The organism is Brachybacterium sp. GCM10030267 (assembly GCF_042666875.1).
GTDB lineage: Bacteria > Actinomycetota > Actinomycetes > Actinomycetales > Dermabacteraceae > Brachybacterium.
In genome coordinates this window covers 1-16,664 of record NZ_JBHTCX010000017.1, presented here as the reverse complement: position 1 = coordinate 16,664, position 16,664 = coordinate 1, and the positions used below count along the sequence as shown (strand labels likewise).

Genomic DNA, 16,664 nt, shown 5'->3' with positions numbered 1-16,664 from the left:
CACGAGGAGCATCCCATGGCTGAGAAGCTGAACGTCGAACTGCGCGAGGACTTCGGCAAGGGCGCAGCCCGCCGCATCCGCGCCACCGATCGCGTCCCCGCTGTCCTGTACGGACACGGCGAGGCACCGATCCACCTGTCGCTCCCGGGCCACGAGACCGCGCTGGCCGCCCGTAACCCCAATGCGCTGCTCGAGCTCGTCCTGGGGGACGGCGCCCAGCACCTGGCGCTGATCAAGGAGATCCAGCGCCACCCGCTCAAGCGCACGCTGACCCACCTGGACCTGATCACCGTCCGCAAGGGCGAGAAGGTCGACGTCGACATCCCCGTCGTGGTGCACGGCGAGCCGGTCTCCCCGGCGGTCGCCTTCGTCGATCTGCAGGCCATCACCCTCTCGGTCGACGCGCTCAACGTCCCCGAGCAGATCGACATCGACGTGGACGGCACCGAGGACGGTTACCAGCTCTTCGCCGGTGACGTCACGCTGCCCGAGGGCGCCGAGCTGGTCTCCGACGCGGAGCTGCTCGTGCTCAGCGTCTCCGAGCCCCGTGGCGAGGCCTCCGAGGACGAGGAGACCGAGGCCGACGCCGAGAGCGGCGAGGAGCCGGCCGAAGGCGACGAGGAGTCTTCCGAGCAGGAGTGACCTCCCCGAGCGGCCCCGCCGGGTCTTCGGCACCGGCTATCCGCTCGATTGCTCACATGCACCGCCCCGGGGCGTCGCGCACTGCGCGGCGCCCCGGTACGGTATCCGGGGCCGCCCGCCACGCCGGGGGCCCAGGCCGTGCCGGGCAGCAGCGCCCGGACGGCGCCGACGCTGCATCGAGGAGCCGTCCATGACCGTGAGCGATCGTCGAGTGGGACCTCATCTGGTGGTCGGCCTCGGCAACCCCGGCGCCAAATATGCGGCGACGCGCCACAACATCGGGCACATGGTCCTCGACCACATCGCCGGTGCCGCCGGGGGCCGCTTCGCCGCCGCTCGCCGGGCCCAGGCCGTCGTGCTCGAGGGCCGGCTCGGTGTGCCGGGCTCGGGCGAGCGCGCGATCCTCGCCAAGACCACCACCTACATGAACGTCTCCGGCGGGCCCGTCAAGGCGCTCGCCTCCTACTACGACATCCCGCCGGAGCGGATCGTCGTCGTCCACGACGAGGTCGACATCCCGTTCGAGGCCGTCCGCCTCAAGCTCGGAGGCGGCGAGGGCGGCCACAACGGCCTGCGCGACATCACCAGGGCGCTCGGGACCAAGGACTACCTGCGTATCCGGGTCGGCGTCGGCCGCCCCACCGGGTCCCGCGACACCGCCGACCATGTGCTGGCGCCCTTCACCGCCGCCGAGCGCAAGAGCCTCGACCTCGTGATCGCCGACGCCGCCGATGCGGTCGAGTCCGTCGTCCTCGAGGGCCTGACCACGGCCCAGCAGCGATTCCACTCCCCGAAGGCGTGACACCTCGATGAGCACCACCACCCACGCACCCGCCACCTCCACCCGGGCACCGCTGTCTCCGCTGCTCGACCAGCTCTCCGAGGGCCGAGACCTCACTGCGGTCCGCTCCCTCGTCGAGGACGGATCGGGCACCGGCGAGGGCGGCAGCATCGTCGCGGCCACCGCCCTGTTCCCCTTCGTCGTCGCCGATCTCGCGCGCCGCGCGAGCGCCGAGCACCCCCTGGTCGTGGTGACCCCCACCACCCGCGCCGCCGAGGATGTCCGCTCGGCACTGTCGGCACTGGTCGGCACCGAGCACCTCGCCGAGCTCCCGGCCTGGGAGACGCTCCCTCACGAGCGGCTCTCCCCGCGAGCCGACACCGTCGCCAAGCGGCTGGCGACGCTGCGGCGCATCGCCCATCCGGAGTCCGAGGATCCGGTGCATGTCCTGATGATGCCGGTGCGCTCCCTGCTCCAGCCGATCGCCACCGGGCTCGGCGACCTGGCACCGGTGCGCGCGGCCGTCGGCGACACGTACCCGCTCGAGGATCTCGAACGGGACCTGGTCGACGCCGCCTACGTCCGGGTGGACATGGTGGAGAAGCGCGGCGAGTTCGCAGTGCGCGGCGGCATCCTCGACGTGTTCCCGCCCACCGAGCCGCATCCCGTGCGCGTGGACCTCTTCGGCGACGACGTCGATGAGGTGCGCTACTTCTCGGTCGCCGACCAGCGCTCCCTCGACCCGGCGCCGCGAGGGCTGGACGCCCCGCCCTGCAGAGAGATCCTCCTGACCCCTGCCGTGCGTGAGCGCGCCCGGGCCATGGCCGACGAGCTGCCCGGCGCACGCGACCTGCTGCTGCGGATCGCCGACGGGATCGCCGCCGACGGCATGGAATCCCTCAGCCCGGTTCTGGTCGACGGGATGGAGCAGGTCACCGACACCCTCCCCGAGGGCTCACGCTTCCTGGTCCTGGACCCGGAGAAGTCCCGCGCCCGCGCGGCGGAGCTGGTGGCCACCACCGATGAGTTCCTCGCCGCCGCCTGGTCCAGCGCCGCCGCCGGCGGCGGGCTGCCGATCGACGTGGGCGAGGCGAGCTTCGTGCCGCTGGCCGAAGCCGAGCGGCATGCCCGCGACGGTGGCCGCCCCTGGTTCACCCTGGCTCCCTTCGGACTGGATGCCGACGTCGACCTCACCACCTCCTCACGCACCCACCCGGGCTATTCGGGCAAACCCGGTGACGCCGCGAAGGATCTGGACAAGCGCCGCCAGGACGGCTGGTCGGTGCTGGCCACCATGGTCGGTGCCGGTGGCGCCCGGCACGTCACCGAGAACCTCCGCGGCGAGGGCATGCCCGCCGTGTTCACGCCAGAGCTGGAGGGGCCCGTGGCTCCGGGCGAGGCCGTGGTCACCGTCGGCCCGTTCCCGGAGGGCCTGATCGACGAGGACGCCCGCGTGATCCTCGCCTCCGAGCGGGACCTGACCGGCAAATCCGGCGCCCGCCGCGCCGAGGAGCGCCGGATGCCCTCGCGCCGGCGCAATGTCGTCGATCCCCTGCAGCTGCGCCCCGGCGACCACGTCGTCCACTCTCACCACGGCGTCGGGCGCTTCGTGGAGATGACCAGCCGCACCGTCGGCACCGGCGCCAAGCGCACCACCCGCGAGTACCTGGTCATCGAGTACGCGGCCTCGAAGAAGGGCCAGCCCGGGGACCGCCTCTACGTCCCCAGCGACCAGATCGACCAGGTCACCAAGTACGTCGGCGGCGAGGAGCCGGCCGTCAACAAGATGGGTGGCTCGGACTGGGCCAAGACCAAGTCCCGTGCCCGCAAGGCCATCCGCGAGATCGCCGATGAGCTGGTGCGGCTGTACTCGGCCCGGCAGTCCGCGCCCGGCCACGCCTTCGGGCCGGACACCCCGTGGCAGCGCGAGCTCGAGGACTCCTTCGAGTTCATCGAGACCCCGGACCAGCTCTCGACCATCGAGGACGTCAAGGCGGACATGGAGAAGCCGGTCCCCATGGACCGATTGATCCTCGGCGACGTCGGCTACGGCAAGACGGAGATCGCGGTGCGCGCCGCCTTCAAGGCCGTCCAGGACGGCAAGCAGGTCGCCGTCCTCGCCCCCACCACGCTGCTGGCCCAGCAGCATCTGGACACCTTCACCGAGCGCTACGCCGGCTTCCCCGTCACCGTGCGGGGCCTCTCGCGCTTCCAGAGCGCCGCGGATTCCGAGCGCACCGTCGAGGGCATCGCCGACGGCAGCGTGGACGTGGTCATCGGCACCCACCGGCTGCTGACCGGCAACGTCCGGTTCAAGGATCTGGGGCTGCTGATCGTCGACGAGGAGCAGCGCTTCGGGGTCGAGCACAAGGAGACGCTGAAGGCGCTGCGCACCAACGTGGACGTGCTGGCGATGTCCGCCACCCCGATCCCGCGCACACTGGAGATGGCCGTGACCGGGATCCGGGAGATGTCGATCCTGGCCACGCCGCCGGAGGAGCGCCACCCGGTGCTCACCTACGTCGGGGTCCAGGACGACAAGCAGGTCACGGCGGCCATCCGCCGCGAGCTGCTGCGCGAGGGCCAGGTCTTCTACGTCCACAACCGGGTCGAGGACATCGATCGGGTCGCGAACCATCTGCGCGAGCTGGTGCCCGACGCCCGGGTCCAGGTGGCCCACGGCAAGATGAACGAGGCCCAGCTGGAGCGCGTCATCATCGACTTCTGGGAGCGCGACTTCGACGTGCTGGTGTGCACCACCATCGTCGAGACCGGCCTGGACATCTCCAACGCCAACACCCTGATCGTGGAGAACGCCGACCGGTTCGGTCTCTCGCAGCTCCATCAGCTGCGCGGGCGTGTGGGCCGCTCCAGCGAGCGCGCCTACTCCTACTTCCTCTACAACGGGGCGAAGCCCCTGACCGAGACCGCCCATGACCGGCTGACCACTCTGGCGACCAACACCGACCTCGGGGCCGGCATGCAGGTGGCGATGAAGGACCTCGAGATCCGCGGCGCCGGCAACCTGCTGGGCGGCGAGCAGTCCGGCCACATCGCCGGGGTCGGGTTCGACCTGTACGTGCGGATGGTGGGCGAGGCGGTCGCGGCCTTCCGCGGGGAAGGGGCTGCGCCGGAGAAGGAGATCCGCGTCGAGCTGCCGCTGGATGCGCACGTCCCGCACGACTACATCGGCTCCGAGCGGCTCCGGCTGGAGGCGTACTCGAAGCTCTCCGCGGTGCGGGAGCTCTCCGAGATCGAGCAGATCCGTTCCGAGCTCACCGACCGCTACGGCCCCCCGCCGGCGCCGGTCGAGGTGCTGCTGGACGTCGCGCGCTTCCGCATCGATGCGCGCGCCGCCGGCATCGACGAGGTCCAGGCCCAGGGCAAGATGATCCGCTTCGCCCACCTCGAGGTGCCGGACTCCGCGGCGATGCGCATGAAGCGCCTCTACCCGGGCACGCTGCTGAAACCCACCACCCGCCAGGTGCTGGTGCCGCGGCCCACCACCTCCCGCTTCGGGGGGACGGAGCTGCGTGACCACGAGCTGCTGGACTGGGCGCGCGAGGTGCTGGGCACGCTCGTGCCCGCCCCGGTAGCCTCGCCCTCGTGAACGACCCACGTGAGGCGGACCCTGCTCCCGCTCGCGGCAGTGAGCTGCTGCGAGCGGTCGAGGTGATGGAGGCCCTCCGCGCGGCCGACGGGGACGCCTGGACGCACCAGCAGACCCACGCGTCGCTCGCGCGATACCTGCTGGAGGAGACCTACGAGGTCCTCGAGGTGATCGACGACCCGTCGGCCCATGGACCCGGCGCGCTGGCCGACGAGCTCGGCGACCTGCTGTTCCAGATCCTCTTCCACGCCCGTGTGGGGCAGGAGTCCGACCCGGCCTGGGACATCGATGACGTGGCCCGTGCCTTCGTCGCCAAGATGGAGCGGCGCAACCCGCACGTCTTCGGTGAGAACCGCACCGAGACGCTCGAGGACCCCGGCGACGTCGAGGAGATCATCGCCCAGTGGCATGCCGCCAAAGCCGCGGAGCGACGGGCCTCCGGCCAGGGCGAGAAGGGCTGGTTCGAGGGCATCCCCGCCCAACTGCCCGCCCTGCAGAGCGCCGCCAAAGTGGTCCATCGGGCACGCTCGGCCGGGCGGCTGGACGAGCTGCTCGAGGCTGCCGACGGTGCGGCGGCGGCCGAGGACTCCGGGCAGTGGGGAGGGAACCTCGGGCGCTCCCTGCTGGACCTCGTGGTCACCGCCGAGGCGCGCGATGACGACCCCGAGACCGCGCTGCGGGCGCTGCTGACCCGCATGGCCGCAGCCGGTGAGCCCACGCGCCAGGACCCCGCGGCGGGCGGCGCGCACCACACGGCCTAGACTGTCCGAGGACGGTCAGCGCCGACCGGCCGTGACGGATCTTCACCCGAAGGAAGGAACAGCCCATGGCAGCTCTGATCGATGCCGTTCACGCCCGCGAGATCCTCGATTCCCGAGGAAACCCCACCGTCGAGGTGGAGATCCTCCTCGACGACGGCACCTTCGCCCGCGCCGAGGTGCCCTCCGGCGCGTCGACCGGTGCCTTCGAGGCCGTCGAGCGCCGTGACGGCGACAAGGACCGCTACCTGGGCAAGGGCGTCGAGCAGGCCGTCGCGGCCGTCATCGCCGACATCCAGCCCAAGATCCTGGGCATGGACGTCCAGGAGCAGCGTGCGATCGACGCCGTGATGAACGAGACCGACGGCACGGACAACAAGGGCGCCCTGGGAGCCAATGCCATTCTCGGCGTGTCCCTGGCCGTGGCGCGCGCCGCCGCGGACTCCGCCGGGGTGCCGCTGTACCAGTACGTCGGCGGTGCGAACGCGCACATCCTGCCGGTGCCGATGATGAACATCCTCAACGGCGGATCCCACGCGGATTCGAACGTCGACATCCAGGAGTTCATGATCGCCCCCATCGGCGCGGAGAGCTTCTCCGAGGCCCTCCGGGTCGGCGCCGAGGTGTACCACGCCCTGAAGTCCGTGCTCAAGGACCGCGGGCTGGCCACCGGTCTCGGCGACGAGGGCGGCTTCGCCCCGAACCTCGACTCCAACCGCGCCGCGCTGGATCTGATCGTCGAAGCGATCGGCAAGGCCGGCTACGAGGCCGGCAAGGACGTGGCCCTGGCGCTGGACGTCGCCGCCTCCGAGTTCTTCGCCGACGGCTCCTACACCTTCGAGGGCACCTCGAAGTCCTCCACCGAGCTGATCGACTACTACGCCGAGCTCGTCGAGTCCTACCCGCTGGTCTCCATCGAGGACCCGCTGGACGAGGACGACTGGGAGGGCTGGAAGGCCATGACCGACCGCGTCGGCGCCAAGGTCCAGCTCGTGGGCGACGACCTCTTCGTCACCAACCCCGAGCGACTCGGCCGCGGCATCGAGGAGGGCTCCGCCAACGCCCTGCTGGTCAAGGTCAACCAGATCGGCTCGCTCTCGGAGACCCTCGACGCCGTGGACCTCGCCCACCGCGCGGGCTTCAAGGCCATGATGTCCCACCGCTCCGGTGAGACCGAGGACACCACCATCGCCGATCTCGCCGTGGCCACCAACTGCGGCCAGATCAAGTCCGGTGCCCCCGCCCGCGGGGAGCGCGTGGCGAAGTACAACCAGCTGCTGCGCATCGAGGAGGAGCTGGACGAGGCCGCGCGCTACGCAGGTGCCTCCGCCTTCCCGCGTTTCTCGATCTGAGATCCGTCTCGAGGTTGTAACCTCGTGCGCATGAGCAACAGACGACCGGGCGCCCCGCGATCAGCGCGGCGCCCGGTCTCTGCGTCCGGGGCCCGTCGCCCCACGACGCGGACGACCGGGCGCCCCGCCGCGAAGGGTGCCCCCGGCTCCCGCAACCGCGGCCCTGCCGCGGCCTCCCGTCCCCGCAGCACCGCTCCGCGCGGCCCGGAGGAGGACGGTCCCGGGGTCGTCATCACCCGCCGCACCCTCGCGCTGGTCGCGCTGGTCGTCATCGCCCTCGCAGCGCTCGTGCCCACCGTGAACTCCTACGTCGCCCAGCGTCAGCAGCTCTCCGAGCTGCGGGCACAGGTCCAGCGGCAGGAGGAGGAGGTCGAGGACCTGCGCACCCAGGTCGACCGCTGGGAGGATCCTGCCTACGTCGCCGCGCGCGCCCGCGAACGCCTGCTGTTCGCGATGCCCGGCGAGACGCAGTACCGGCTCACCGACACCTCCGGCCGGGACGTCCCGCTGACCGAGGCCGAGCAGGCGGCCGAGAAGGCCCGGGAGGGCGAATGGTTCTCCACGCTCTGGGAGAGCGTGGAGGGATCCAGCCGCGTCACTGCCGAGGACATCCCCGACGAACCCGGCTCCACCGACGAGGACGCCGCCGACGAGCCCCCCGAGGACCCCGACCAGTGACATCCCTTCCGCCCCTGCCCTTCGAGTCCCCGGCCACCGCCCATGACCTCGAGGTGATGCGGGACCAGCTGGGACGGGAGATGCGAGGTGTGGTCTCCATCGCCAGACGCTGCGGCTGCGGGCGTCCTGCAGTGGTCCGCACAGCGCCCCGGCTGGAGGACGGCACCCCGTTCCCCACCTCCCTGTACCTCACCCTGCCGTGGCTCACGCTCGAACTCTCCCGCCTCGAATCGACCGGGGTGATGGCCGAGCTGACCGACCGGCTCGCCACCGACGAGTCGCTCGCGGAGGGCTATCGACTGGCCCACGAGCGCTATCTCGCCCGACGCCAGGAACTGGGCGAGGCCGAGGAGGTCCGCCACGTCAGCGCCGGGGGCATGCCCACCCGGGTGAAGTGCCTGCACGCCCTGGCCGCGCAGGCCCTCGCAGAGGGCACCGGGGTCAATCCTGTCGCCGACGAGGCACTCGGACGGATCCGCGGTGCGGCTCCCGAGCTGATGTGCCGGTGCGCGCACGACCTCGACGCGCAGGACCTCGACGCGCAGGACCCCGACCCACACGACTCCCAGGAGCAGCGTTGATCGTCCCCGTCGCCGCCATCGACTGCGGCACCAATTCCATCCGTCTTCTCATCGCGCGGCGCGAGAACGACGGCCCCGGCCTCGTGGACGTCGAGCGCCGGCTCGAGATGGTGCGACTCGGACTCGGCGTGGACCGCACCGGCAGTCTCGACCCCGTGGCCGTCGAACGCACGCTGGACGCCGCGAGGCGGTACCAGCAGCTGATCGAGCACCACGGAGTCGCCCCCGAGAACGTGCGCTTCGTGGCGACCTCGGCCACCCGGGACGCCTCCAACCGTGACGTGTTCATCGACGGCATCCGCGCGATCCTCGGGGTGAGCCCCGAGGTGATCACTGGCGACGAGGAGGCCGCGCTCTCCTTCCGCGGCGCCGTCAGCACGGTCGAGGCCCTGCCCGAGGGGCCACGGCTGGTGGTGGACATCGGCGGCGGGTCCACCGAGCTGGTGCTGGGCACCGAGACCCCGAGCCATCGCATCAGCATGGACATCGGCTCCGTGCGCCTGACTGAGCGTCACCTCGCCACCGACCCGCCCACCGAGGCGGAGATCGCGGCCGCCACCGCGGACATCGACCTCCTCCTCGAGGACGCGGCGCGAGAGGTGCCCCTGGACCGCGCGGCCGCCCTCGTCGGCGTCGCCGGCACGATCACCACCCTCACCGCCGTCGCCGAGGGACTGACGGAATACCGGCCCGACGTCACCCACGGTGCGACCCTGCAGATCCCGGACGTCGAGCGGATCTGCCGCGACCTGCTCTCCCAGAGCCGCGCACAGCGTTCCCGGCACACCACGATCCACCGCGGACGCATCGACGTGATCGGCGCCGGAGCGCTGATCTGGTCGCGGATCATGCGCCGCGTGGCCGACGCCTCGGGCATCACCGAGACCCGCACCAGCGAGCACGACATCCTCGACGGCATGGCGCTGGACCTGCTCGACCGCGCCCGCTGAGTCCACCGCCGCGTCACGCGGGGCGGACCGTTTTTGTGTGACGGCCGCGACGGTCATAGGCTGTGCCCATGAACACCACTTTCGGCGGCAAGCCCCATGTCCTGATCCTCGGCGGCGGGTCCGTCGGCCAGACGACCGCGTCCGAGCTGCGCAAGACCCTCGGCTCCGAGGTCGCGATCACCGTCGTCGACCCGCGCCCGTACATGACCTACGCGCCCTTCCTCCCCGAGGTCGGTGCCGGCAGCATCGATCCCCGCAACGCTCTCGCGCCCCTGCGCAAGATGCTCCCGGGGACGAAGGTCGTCACCGGTTCGGTGACCAGCATCCGCAGCGCGGAGAGCACGGTGGTGGTCAACACCGAGGAGGACGTGCAGCTCGAGATCACCTACGACTATCTGGTCGTCGGCCTCGGCGCCGTCCCCCGCCTGCTGCCCATCCCGGGCCTGGCGGAGAACGCCATCGGCTTCAAGTGGATCGAGGAGGCCGTCGCGGTGCGCGACCGGATCCTCGCCAACCTCGCCGAGGCGGCGTCGACCAAGGATCCCAAGATCCGCAAGCGGCTGCTGACCTTCACCTTCATCGGTGGCGGATTCGCCGGCGGCGAGGCGATCGCCGAGACCGAGGACATGGTCCGCGACGCCCTGCGCTACTACCCCGACCTCCACGCCTCGGACATCCGCTTCGTGCTGATCGACGCCGCTCCGTTCGTCTTCCCCGAGCTCTCCGAAGATCAGCGCGCCTACGTGCTGAACCAGCTGCGCGAGCGCGGCATCGAGGTCAAGCTGGAGACCTTCTTGAACTCCGCCGAGGACGGCGTGATCAAGACCAGCGACGGCGACGAGTTCGAGTCCGACCTGCTGGTGTGGAACGCCGGCGTCAAGCCGGCCCCGGTGCTGTCCGATTCGGACGTCTCGGATCTGCCCGTGATCACCGAGCGCGGCCCCATGATGGGCAAGCTCGAGGCCCTCGCCGATCTCCGCGTCAACGGCAACGACGGTCCGCTGGACAATGTGTTCGCCGCCGGCGACTGCGCGGCCGTGCCGGATCTGGCCTCCGGCGAGGGCAAGTTCTGCCCGCCCAACGCGCAGCACGCCACCCGTCAGGGCAAGCGTGTGGCCGACAACATCGCCCGCTCCGTGCAGGGCCGGCCGCTGGTGGACTACTACCACAAGAACCTCGGCGTCATGGCGACCCTCGGTATGTACAAGGGAGTCTGCCGGCTCAACCTGGCGGACAAGGAGCTGGACGTCCGTGGCCTGCCGGCCTGGGCCCTGGCTCGCTCCTACCACCTCTACGCGATGCCGACCATGGGCCGGAAGGCCGCCGTCGTCGCCGGCTGGGCGACCAACCTGCTCTCCCGTCGCGACATCGTCGGCATTCCGCAGACCTCGACCCCGCGCGCGGCATTCGAGTACGCCGCGAACACCGGCAAGAAGAAGTGAGCCGACCGGGGGACGCCGCCTGAGCATCGCGTTCTCCCACCCATGACGAGGCACCGTCGCGCACAGCGCGGCGGTGCCTCGTCGTATGTCGGCATCGTGTGACGTTGCGGGCGAGCCACGCCCACCCACAGCCATCACTCCGGTGACCGAGTATGCTCATTTACATCATGAAGTGAGCGCGAACGGCCATGCGGGACGGCGTCGCCGATGCCGGGCGCTCGACGAGCAGGAGGGAGGATCCCGATGGAGATCCACATCGTGGCGGACGCCGAGGCGGGCGCGCAGGTCGTCGCCGACGTCTTCGAACAGACGGTGCGCGGGGCCCGGGACGCGCAGGACCCCGCACCGCGGCGGGGGGAGGAGACTGTCCCGGCCTCTCCGGGGCGGACCGGCGCCGTGCTCGGCCTCGCGACCGGTTCCACGCCGGTCCCGGCGTACACCGAGCTGATCCGCCGCCACCGCGAGGAGGGACTCTCGTTCGCCGGCACCCGCGCGTTCCTGCTCGACGAGTACGTCGGGCTGCCCCCGGACCACGAGCAGAGCTATCACCGGTTCATCCGGGAGAACTTCACCTCCCACATCGACATCGACGACGCCGCTGTGCATTCCCCCGATGGCTCCGCCGCCGACCCCGTCGCCGAAGCAGCGCAGTACGACCGGCGCATCGCCGAGGCCGGCGGCGTGGACCTGCAGATCCTCGGGATCGGATCCAACGGGCACATCGCGTTCAACGAGCCCGGCAGCTCCCTGGCCTCCCGCACCCGCGTGATCGGACTGACGCGCCGGACGATCTCCGACAACGCCCGGTTCTTCGACGACGTCCAGGACGTCCCCGTGCGCGCCCTCAGCCAGGGGCTCGGCACCATCCGCGAGGCACGCCGCATCGTGCTGAGCGCCACCGGCGAGGGCAAGGCCGAAGCCGTCGCACAGCTCGCCGAGGGCGCGATCAGCGCCCGGTGGCCGGCGACCTGCCTGCAGCTGCACCCGGATGTGGTCGTCGTCGTGGACGAAGCCGCAGCCTCGCGGCTGGAGCTGGCCGACTACTACCGGTATGCCCGCGCGCTGGAGAGCGAGCACTCTGCTGCGGGGTCCGACCGACGTCACAGCTGAGCGGACTGGCTGCGCACGACGGGGCTGTGTGCGGCCGGATACGATCACTGCATGCAGCAGGCTGACCCCTCCTCGTCCCCCTCCTCGACGGCCGTGGCGCCGCGTTCCGGTCTCGACCGGTTCTTCCAGATCTCCGAGCGCGGCTCGACCGTGCCCCGCGAGATCCGCGGCGGGTTGGTCACCTTCTTCTCGATGTGCTACATCGTGGTGCTGAACCCGCTGATCATCGGCACCGTGCCGGACTCGACCGGCCAGTATCTCGGCGGGGGGACGGAGCCGAATCTGCCCGCCGTCGCCGCCGGCACCGCGCTCATCGCCGGGTTGCTGAGCATCTTCATGGGCGCCTGGGCGAAGTTCCCGCTGGCCCTGGCGACAGGGCTCGGCCTGAACGCCTACATCGCCTACTCCGTGGCGCCGCTGCCCGGAATGACCTGGGGCGGCGCGATGGGCCTCGTCCTGCTCGAGGGCGTGGTGATCCTGATCCTGGTCCTCACGGGCTTCCGCAAGGCCGTCTTCGACGCGGTGCCACCCTTCCTCAAGACCGCGATCGCTGTCGGCATCGGGCTGTTCATCGCGTTCCTGGGCCTGTTCAACGCCAAGTTCGTGACCACGGCGGCCAGCACCCCGGTCCAGCTCGGCAACGACGGCTCCCTCACCGGTTGGCCGACCTTCGTGTTCGTCGCCGGTCTGCTGCTCATGCTGATCCTGTGGGTCCGCAAGGTCCCCGGTGCCATCCTGATCGCGATCGTCTCCGCGACCGTGCTGGCGATCCTCATCGAACAGGTGCTGGGTCTCGGCGCGTGGGCTCCGGCCGATGAATCCGGCAACGGCAACCCCGGCGGCTGGGCGATGAACGTGCCCACCCTGACCGACTTCCCGATCCAGGCTCCGGATTTCGCGACCCTGTTCACGGTCGACCCCATCGGTGGCATCACCGCCGCGGGCGGCATCGGCGCCCTCGTCATCGTCTTCTCCCTGCTGCTGGCGGACTTCTTCGACACCATGGGCACGATGGTGGGCGTCGCCTCCGGGGCGGACCTGGTCGACGAACGCGGCGACATCCCGCGCTCCCAGCGCATCCTGGTGGTCGACTCCGTCGGGGCGATCGCCGGCGGCGTCGGGGGCGTCTCCTCGAACACGAGCTTCGTGGAGTCGACCTCCGGCGTGGCCGAGGGCGCCCGGACGGGTCTCAGCGCCGTGGTCGTCGGGATCGCCTTCCTGCTGACGACGTTCCTGTCGCCCCTGGTCGCCCTGGTGCCGTACGAGGCAGCGACCCCGGCTCTGGTCACGGTCGGCTTCCTGATGATGACCCAGATCACCGACATCGACTTCACCGACGTCGAGATCGCGCTGCCGGCGTTCCTGACCATCATCCTGATGCCCTTCGCCTATTCGATCACCGTCGGCATGGGCGCGGGCTTCATCATGTACGTCCTGATCCGCGTGGTGCGGGGCAAGGGACGCGAGGTGCACTGGCTCATGTACCTCATCGCTGTGCTCTTCGTCGTGTACTTCCTCCGCGGAGCGATCGAGAGCCTGCTGCTGTGATGGCCGACGACGACCAGGATCCGACCGGACCGGGCCGCCCTCCAGCGGGCGCGGACGGACCGGAGGGCGTCGACGGTGCCGTGGGCGCTGACGGCGCCGGGCGGGCGGATGGCGCTACGAGCGACGTTTCTGTCGGCGACGTCGCGGAGCTGGCCGCCGAACTGCGACGCGTCCTCCTGGTCTCCTCCCGCATCCTCCGCTCGCACACCGCCTCCGAGGACGTCTCCGCCTCGCAGTACTCGGTCCTGGCCTATCTCCAGCGCACCGGGCAGTCGACGCCCGGGGCGCTCGCAGACTTCGAGCACGTCACGCCGCCGGTGATGACCAGGATCCTCGGTCGGCTCGAGGAAGCGGGGATGGTGACCAGAGCTGCCCACCCCGGGGATGGACGCCAGGTACGCGTGACGCTCACCGACGCCGGCGAGCAGGTGGTCCTGCGCGGCCGCGCCGAACGCGACGAGTGGCTCCGCTCCCGCATCCAGGAGGCCGGCCCCGAGGAGCGGGACACGTTGCGCGAGGCGGCCGAGCTGCTGCGCCGGACCCTCATCGAACGTCGGGACTGACCGCTCCGGGATCCGGCGCCGCGTCAGGCGGAGCGATCCAGCACGTGATCCAGCACGGAGATCAGCGAGGCCACATCATCCGGTGCCACCGCCGGGAACGTGGCGATGCGCAGCTGGTTGCGGCCCAGCTTGCGGTACGGCTCGATGTCCACGACCCCGTGGGCCCTCAGCACGGCGGTGATCGACGTGGCATCGATCGCCTCGTCCACGTCCAGAGTGGTCACGACCTGCGACCGTGCATGTGCCTCACCGACGAACGGTGTGATCTCACCGCGGCGCGCCGCCCAGTCGTGCAGCATCCCGCTGGTGGTCCGGGTCCGCTCATCGGCCCAGGCCAGGCCGCCCTGCGCCAGGAGCCAGTCGATCTGCTCGGCGAGCATCACGAGGGTGGCCACGGCCGGCGTGTTGAGGGTCTGGTCCTTGCGAGAGTTGTCGATCGCGGCCGTCAGGGAGAGGAACGACGGGATCCAGCGGGTGGCGTCGGCCTCGAGGCGCTGGGCCCGCTCGAGCGCCGCGGGGGAGAGCAGCGCGAGCCACAGCCCGCCGTCGGAGGCGAAGGCCTTCTGCGGCGCGAAGTAGTAGGCGTCGGTCTCGGCGATGTCGACCATCACCCCGCCGGCGGCCGACGTCGCATCGATCATCACGAGCTGGTCCGCTCCGGCGCCGGCCGGGCGGCGCACGGGAGCCATCACTCCGGTCGACGTCTCGTTGTGGGGCCACGCGTAGGCATCGACATCGTCGCGAGCCGCCGCTTCCGGCAGGGCACCGGGGTCGGCGCGGATCAGCTCGGGCTCGGCCAGGTGGGGGGCGCCGGCGACCTCGGAGGCGAACTTCTGGGAGAACTCGCCCAGCACCAGGTGCTGGGAGCGGGACTCGATCAGTCCGAAGGCCGCGATGTCCCAGAACGCTGTGGAGCCCCCGTTCCCGAGGACCACCTCATACCCCTCGGGGAGGGAGAAGAGCTCGCGCAGGCCGGCGCGGATGCGCCCGACGAGCTGCTTGACCGGTGCCTGGCGGTGCGAGGTGCCCAGCACCTCGCGGGAGACGGAACGCAGCACATCGACCTGCTCGACCCGGATCCGGGAGGGACCGGAGCCGAAGCGACCATCGGCGGGCAGGAGCTCCCGGGGGATGGACAGACCGCGGATGGTCTCGGCACGGAGGGTGCGGGCATCGGACATCAGCTGCTCCTCGAGATGGGTGGGCCGGTGCCGCCGGGGACCCGGCGGGCGGGACCATCCTGCCAGGGGCGCGGGCGTCGGCCGAGACCGGTCCGCGCCGGCGCGGATCCCTGCTGCGCCGGTGCGCTCTGCGACTGGACTCTCCGCGCCCGGCCCGGTCGTCCGGCCCCCGCGCCCCGTCCCGGGTATCGACGCACCACGCCCTGTCCCGTCCGGGTACATGGCAGGATCGGATCATGAGCCGTGCCGATCTGGAGAAGCAGCCGTACGACGTCGCGGGGATGTTCGACAGCATCGCCAAGCGCTACGACCTCATCAACGACGTGGTGGGACTCGGGCAGGTGCGGATGTGGCGCGAAGCGATGGTCGACGCGCTCGAGGTCCCTCAGGGCGGCACCGTGCTCGACCTGGCGGCGGGCACCGGGACCTCGTCCTCGGCGATCGCACGGTCCGGTGCGCGCGTGGTCGCGGCCGACTTCTCCTTGGGGATGATGCGCGAGGGGCGGCGCCGGGGGGAGCCCGTGCCCTTCGTCGGGGCCGACGCCCAGCGCCTCCCGTTCGCGACCGACGCGTTCGACGCGGCGGTGATCTCCTTCGGCCTGCGCAACGTCCAGCACCCGCGCGCCGCGCTCGCGGAGATGGTGCGCGTGGTGCGCGGGGGAGGCACGGTCGTGGTGTGCGAGTTCTCGACCCCGAGCTCCCGTGTCTTCCGCACGGCGTACGAGAGGTACCTGCTGCGCGCGCTGCCCACGGTCGCGCGGCGGCTGACCACCAGCGGTGACGCGTATGACTACCTCGCCGAGTCGATCCTGGAGTGGCCGGACCAGGAGGAGCTGAGGGGTTGGTTCCTCGAGAGCGGCCTCGAGCGGGCGCAGTACCGGAACCTCACCGGAGGCATCGTCGCGCTGCACCGGGGCGTCGTGCGTCACTCCTGATCGGGCACTTCGCGCTCGGTGACCCGGGCTCGGGAACCCACCTGCCGACCGATCAAGCCTCTGACCAGCGTCTTTGTAAGTTACCGGCCAGTGTGGCGCAGACCACCGCCACGAAGGCCGTTCTGGCTTGACGGCACCTGGCGATCTGCGTAATGTTCTTCCTCGTGCCCAGCCGAACGGGACAGCGGGACAGCCGAGAGGTTGGAACGCGAAACCCGGTCCGAGCAGGCACAACGGATCTCTCCGAAATCCGGCGCGGCGCGAGTCACGTCGCACCGAGTTGACAAGGAGAACCGGAACCCCTAAGTTATAAGGGTTGCCCCGGAGCAAAGAGCCTAGCGGCTTGGAGCACCGAGTGCGCGTGTTGCTTGATATCTCAATAGCGTGTCTGTTTGTTGATGCCAATATTTGATTGGCAAATTTTAACGGATGATACAGCAGTTATATGCTGGTTGTTTGTTGTTTGCCAGGGTTTTTTCTATGTTTTCATGGAGAGTTTGATCCTGGCTCAGGACGAACGCTGGCGGCGTGCT

The 16,664-nt window shown here is 70.6% G+C and carries 14 protein-coding genes; 13 read left to right on the top strand and 1 reads right to left on the bottom strand.

Annotated elements, in window-relative coordinates; translation table 11 throughout:
- Positions 1-15 precede the first annotated feature (15 nt).
- From ACFQS2_RS14635 to ACFQS2_RS14580, 12 genes are all read left to right on the top strand, one after another.
- On the top strand, positions 16-642 hold the full coding sequence (locus ACFQS2_RS14635; protein WP_377019580.1) for a 50S ribosomal protein L25/general stress protein Ctc: 627 nt from the start codon (positions 16-18) through the stop codon (positions 640-642).
- A gap of 190 nt (positions 643-832) precedes the next feature.
- Positions 833-1,444 carry an aminoacyl-tRNA hydrolase gene (pth, locus tag ACFQS2_RS14630; protein ID WP_377794219.1) on the top strand — a complete coding sequence of 204 codons (612 nt, stop codon included), beginning with the start codon at positions 833-835 and terminating at the stop codon, positions 1,442-1,444.
- A 7-nt stretch (positions 1,445-1,451) separates the two neighbouring features.
- Positions 1,452-5,033, top strand: coding sequence for a transcription-repair coupling factor (gene mfd, locus ACFQS2_RS14625; RefSeq protein WP_377019578.1), 3,582 nt, complete (start codon positions 1,452-1,454; stop codon positions 5,031-5,033).
- Positions 5,030-5,794: a MazG nucleotide pyrophosphohydrolase domain-containing protein gene (locus ACFQS2_RS14620; RefSeq protein ID WP_377019577.1), complete on the top strand. Its 765-nt coding sequence runs from the start codon at positions 5,030-5,032 to the stop codon at positions 5,792-5,794. Before mfd ends, ACFQS2_RS14620 begins: the two co-directional genes overlap by 4 nt.
- A 65-nt stretch (positions 5,795-5,859) precedes the next feature.
- Positions 5,860-7,143, top strand: coding sequence for a phosphopyruvate hydratase (eno, locus tag ACFQS2_RS14615; protein ID WP_377019575.1), 1,284 nt, complete (start codon positions 5,860-5,862; stop codon positions 7,141-7,143).
- Between the two features lie 30 nt (positions 7,144-7,173).
- Positions 7,174-7,821, top strand: coding sequence for a septum formation initiator family protein (locus ACFQS2_RS14610; RefSeq protein ID WP_377019573.1), 648 nt, complete (start codon positions 7,174-7,176; stop codon positions 7,819-7,821).
- Positions 7,818-8,402: a DUF501 domain-containing protein gene (locus tag ACFQS2_RS14605; RefSeq protein ID WP_377019572.1), complete on the top strand. Its 585-nt coding sequence runs from the start codon at positions 7,818-7,820 to the stop codon at positions 8,400-8,402. The genes ACFQS2_RS14610 and ACFQS2_RS14605 overlap by 4 nt, the downstream gene beginning before the upstream one ends.
- Positions 8,399-9,352: an exopolyphosphatase gene (locus ACFQS2_RS14600; RefSeq protein WP_377794218.1), complete on the top strand. Its 954-nt coding sequence runs from the start codon at positions 8,399-8,401 to the stop codon at positions 9,350-9,352. The genes ACFQS2_RS14605 and ACFQS2_RS14600 overlap by 4 nt, the downstream gene beginning before the upstream one ends.
- Positions 9,353-9,420: 68 nt before the next feature.
- Complete coding sequence (locus ACFQS2_RS14595) at positions 9,421-10,794, top strand: NAD(P)/FAD-dependent oxidoreductase (RefSeq protein ID WP_377794217.1); 1,374 nt, start codon at positions 9,421-9,423, stop codon at positions 10,792-10,794.
- A gap of 243 nt (positions 10,795-11,037) precedes the next feature.
- A complete protein-coding gene (nagB, locus tag ACFQS2_RS14590; RefSeq protein ID WP_377019569.1) occupies positions 11,038-11,904 on the top strand; it encodes a glucosamine-6-phosphate deaminase in 867 nt (288 codons plus the stop codon).
- 51 nt (positions 11,905-11,955) lie between these two features.
- The gene (locus ACFQS2_RS14585) at positions 11,956-13,452 is read left to right on the top strand and encodes an NCS2 family permease (protein WP_377794216.1); all 1,497 of its coding nucleotides are present in this window, start codon (positions 11,956-11,958) and stop codon (positions 13,450-13,452) included.
- On the top strand, positions 13,452-14,015 hold the full coding sequence (locus ACFQS2_RS14580) for a MarR family winged helix-turn-helix transcriptional regulator (RefSeq protein ID WP_377794215.1): 564 nt from the start codon (positions 13,452-13,454) through the stop codon (positions 14,013-14,015). Before ACFQS2_RS14585 ends, ACFQS2_RS14580 begins: the two co-directional genes overlap by 1 nt.
- Before the next feature lie 23 nt (positions 14,016-14,038).
- Here ACFQS2_RS14580 and serC read toward each other — a convergent pair whose 3' ends face one another.
- Positions 14,039-15,196: a phosphoserine transaminase gene (gene serC / locus ACFQS2_RS14575; RefSeq protein WP_377794214.1), complete on the bottom strand. Its 1,158-nt coding sequence runs from the start codon at positions 15,194-15,196 to the stop codon at positions 14,039-14,041.
- Between the two features lie 236 nt (positions 15,197-15,432).
- On the opposite strand from serC, the gene ACFQS2_RS14570 reads away from it, so the two are divergent.
- Positions 15,433-16,131, top strand: coding sequence for a ubiquinone/menaquinone biosynthesis methyltransferase (locus ACFQS2_RS14570; RefSeq protein WP_377019565.1), 699 nt, complete (start codon positions 15,433-15,435; stop codon positions 16,129-16,131).
- Positions 16,132-16,664 lie beyond the last annotated feature (533 nt).

Coding starts and splice junctions, on each gene's coding strand:
- ACFQS2_RS14635 (WP_377019580.1), top strand. CDS start 16: ATGGCTGAGAAGCTGAACGTCGAACTGCGCGAGGACTTCGGCAAGGGC.
- pth (WP_377794219.1), top strand. CDS start 833: ATGACCGTGAGCGATCGTCGAGTGGGACCTCATCTGGTGGTCGGCCTC.
- mfd (WP_377019578.1), top strand. CDS start 1,452: ATGAGCACCACCACCCACGCACCCGCCACCTCCACCCGGGCACCGCTG.
- eno (WP_377019575.1), top strand. CDS start 5,860: ATGGCAGCTCTGATCGATGCCGTTCACGCCCGCGAGATCCTCGATTCC.
- ACFQS2_RS14610 (WP_377019573.1), top strand. CDS start 7,174: ATGAGCAACAGACGACCGGGCGCCCCGCGATCAGCGCGGCGCCCGGTC.
- ACFQS2_RS14595 (WP_377794217.1), top strand. CDS start 9,421: ATGAACACCACTTTCGGCGGCAAGCCCCATGTCCTGATCCTCGGCGGC.
- nagB (WP_377019569.1), top strand. CDS start 11,038: ATGGAGATCCACATCGTGGCGGACGCCGAGGCGGGCGCGCAGGTCGTC.
- ACFQS2_RS14585 (WP_377794216.1), top strand. CDS start 11,956: ATGCAGCAGGCTGACCCCTCCTCGTCCCCCTCCTCGACGGCCGTGGCG.
- ACFQS2_RS14580 (WP_377794215.1), top strand. CDS start 13,452: ATGGCCGACGACGACCAGGATCCGACCGGACCGGGCCGCCCTCCAGCG.
- serC (WP_377794214.1), bottom strand. CDS start 15,196: ATGTCCGATGCCCGCACCCTCCGTGCCGAGACCATCCGCGGTCTGTCC.
- ACFQS2_RS14570 (WP_377019565.1), top strand. CDS start 15,433: ATGAGCCGTGCCGATCTGGAGAAGCAGCCGTACGACGTCGCGGGGATG.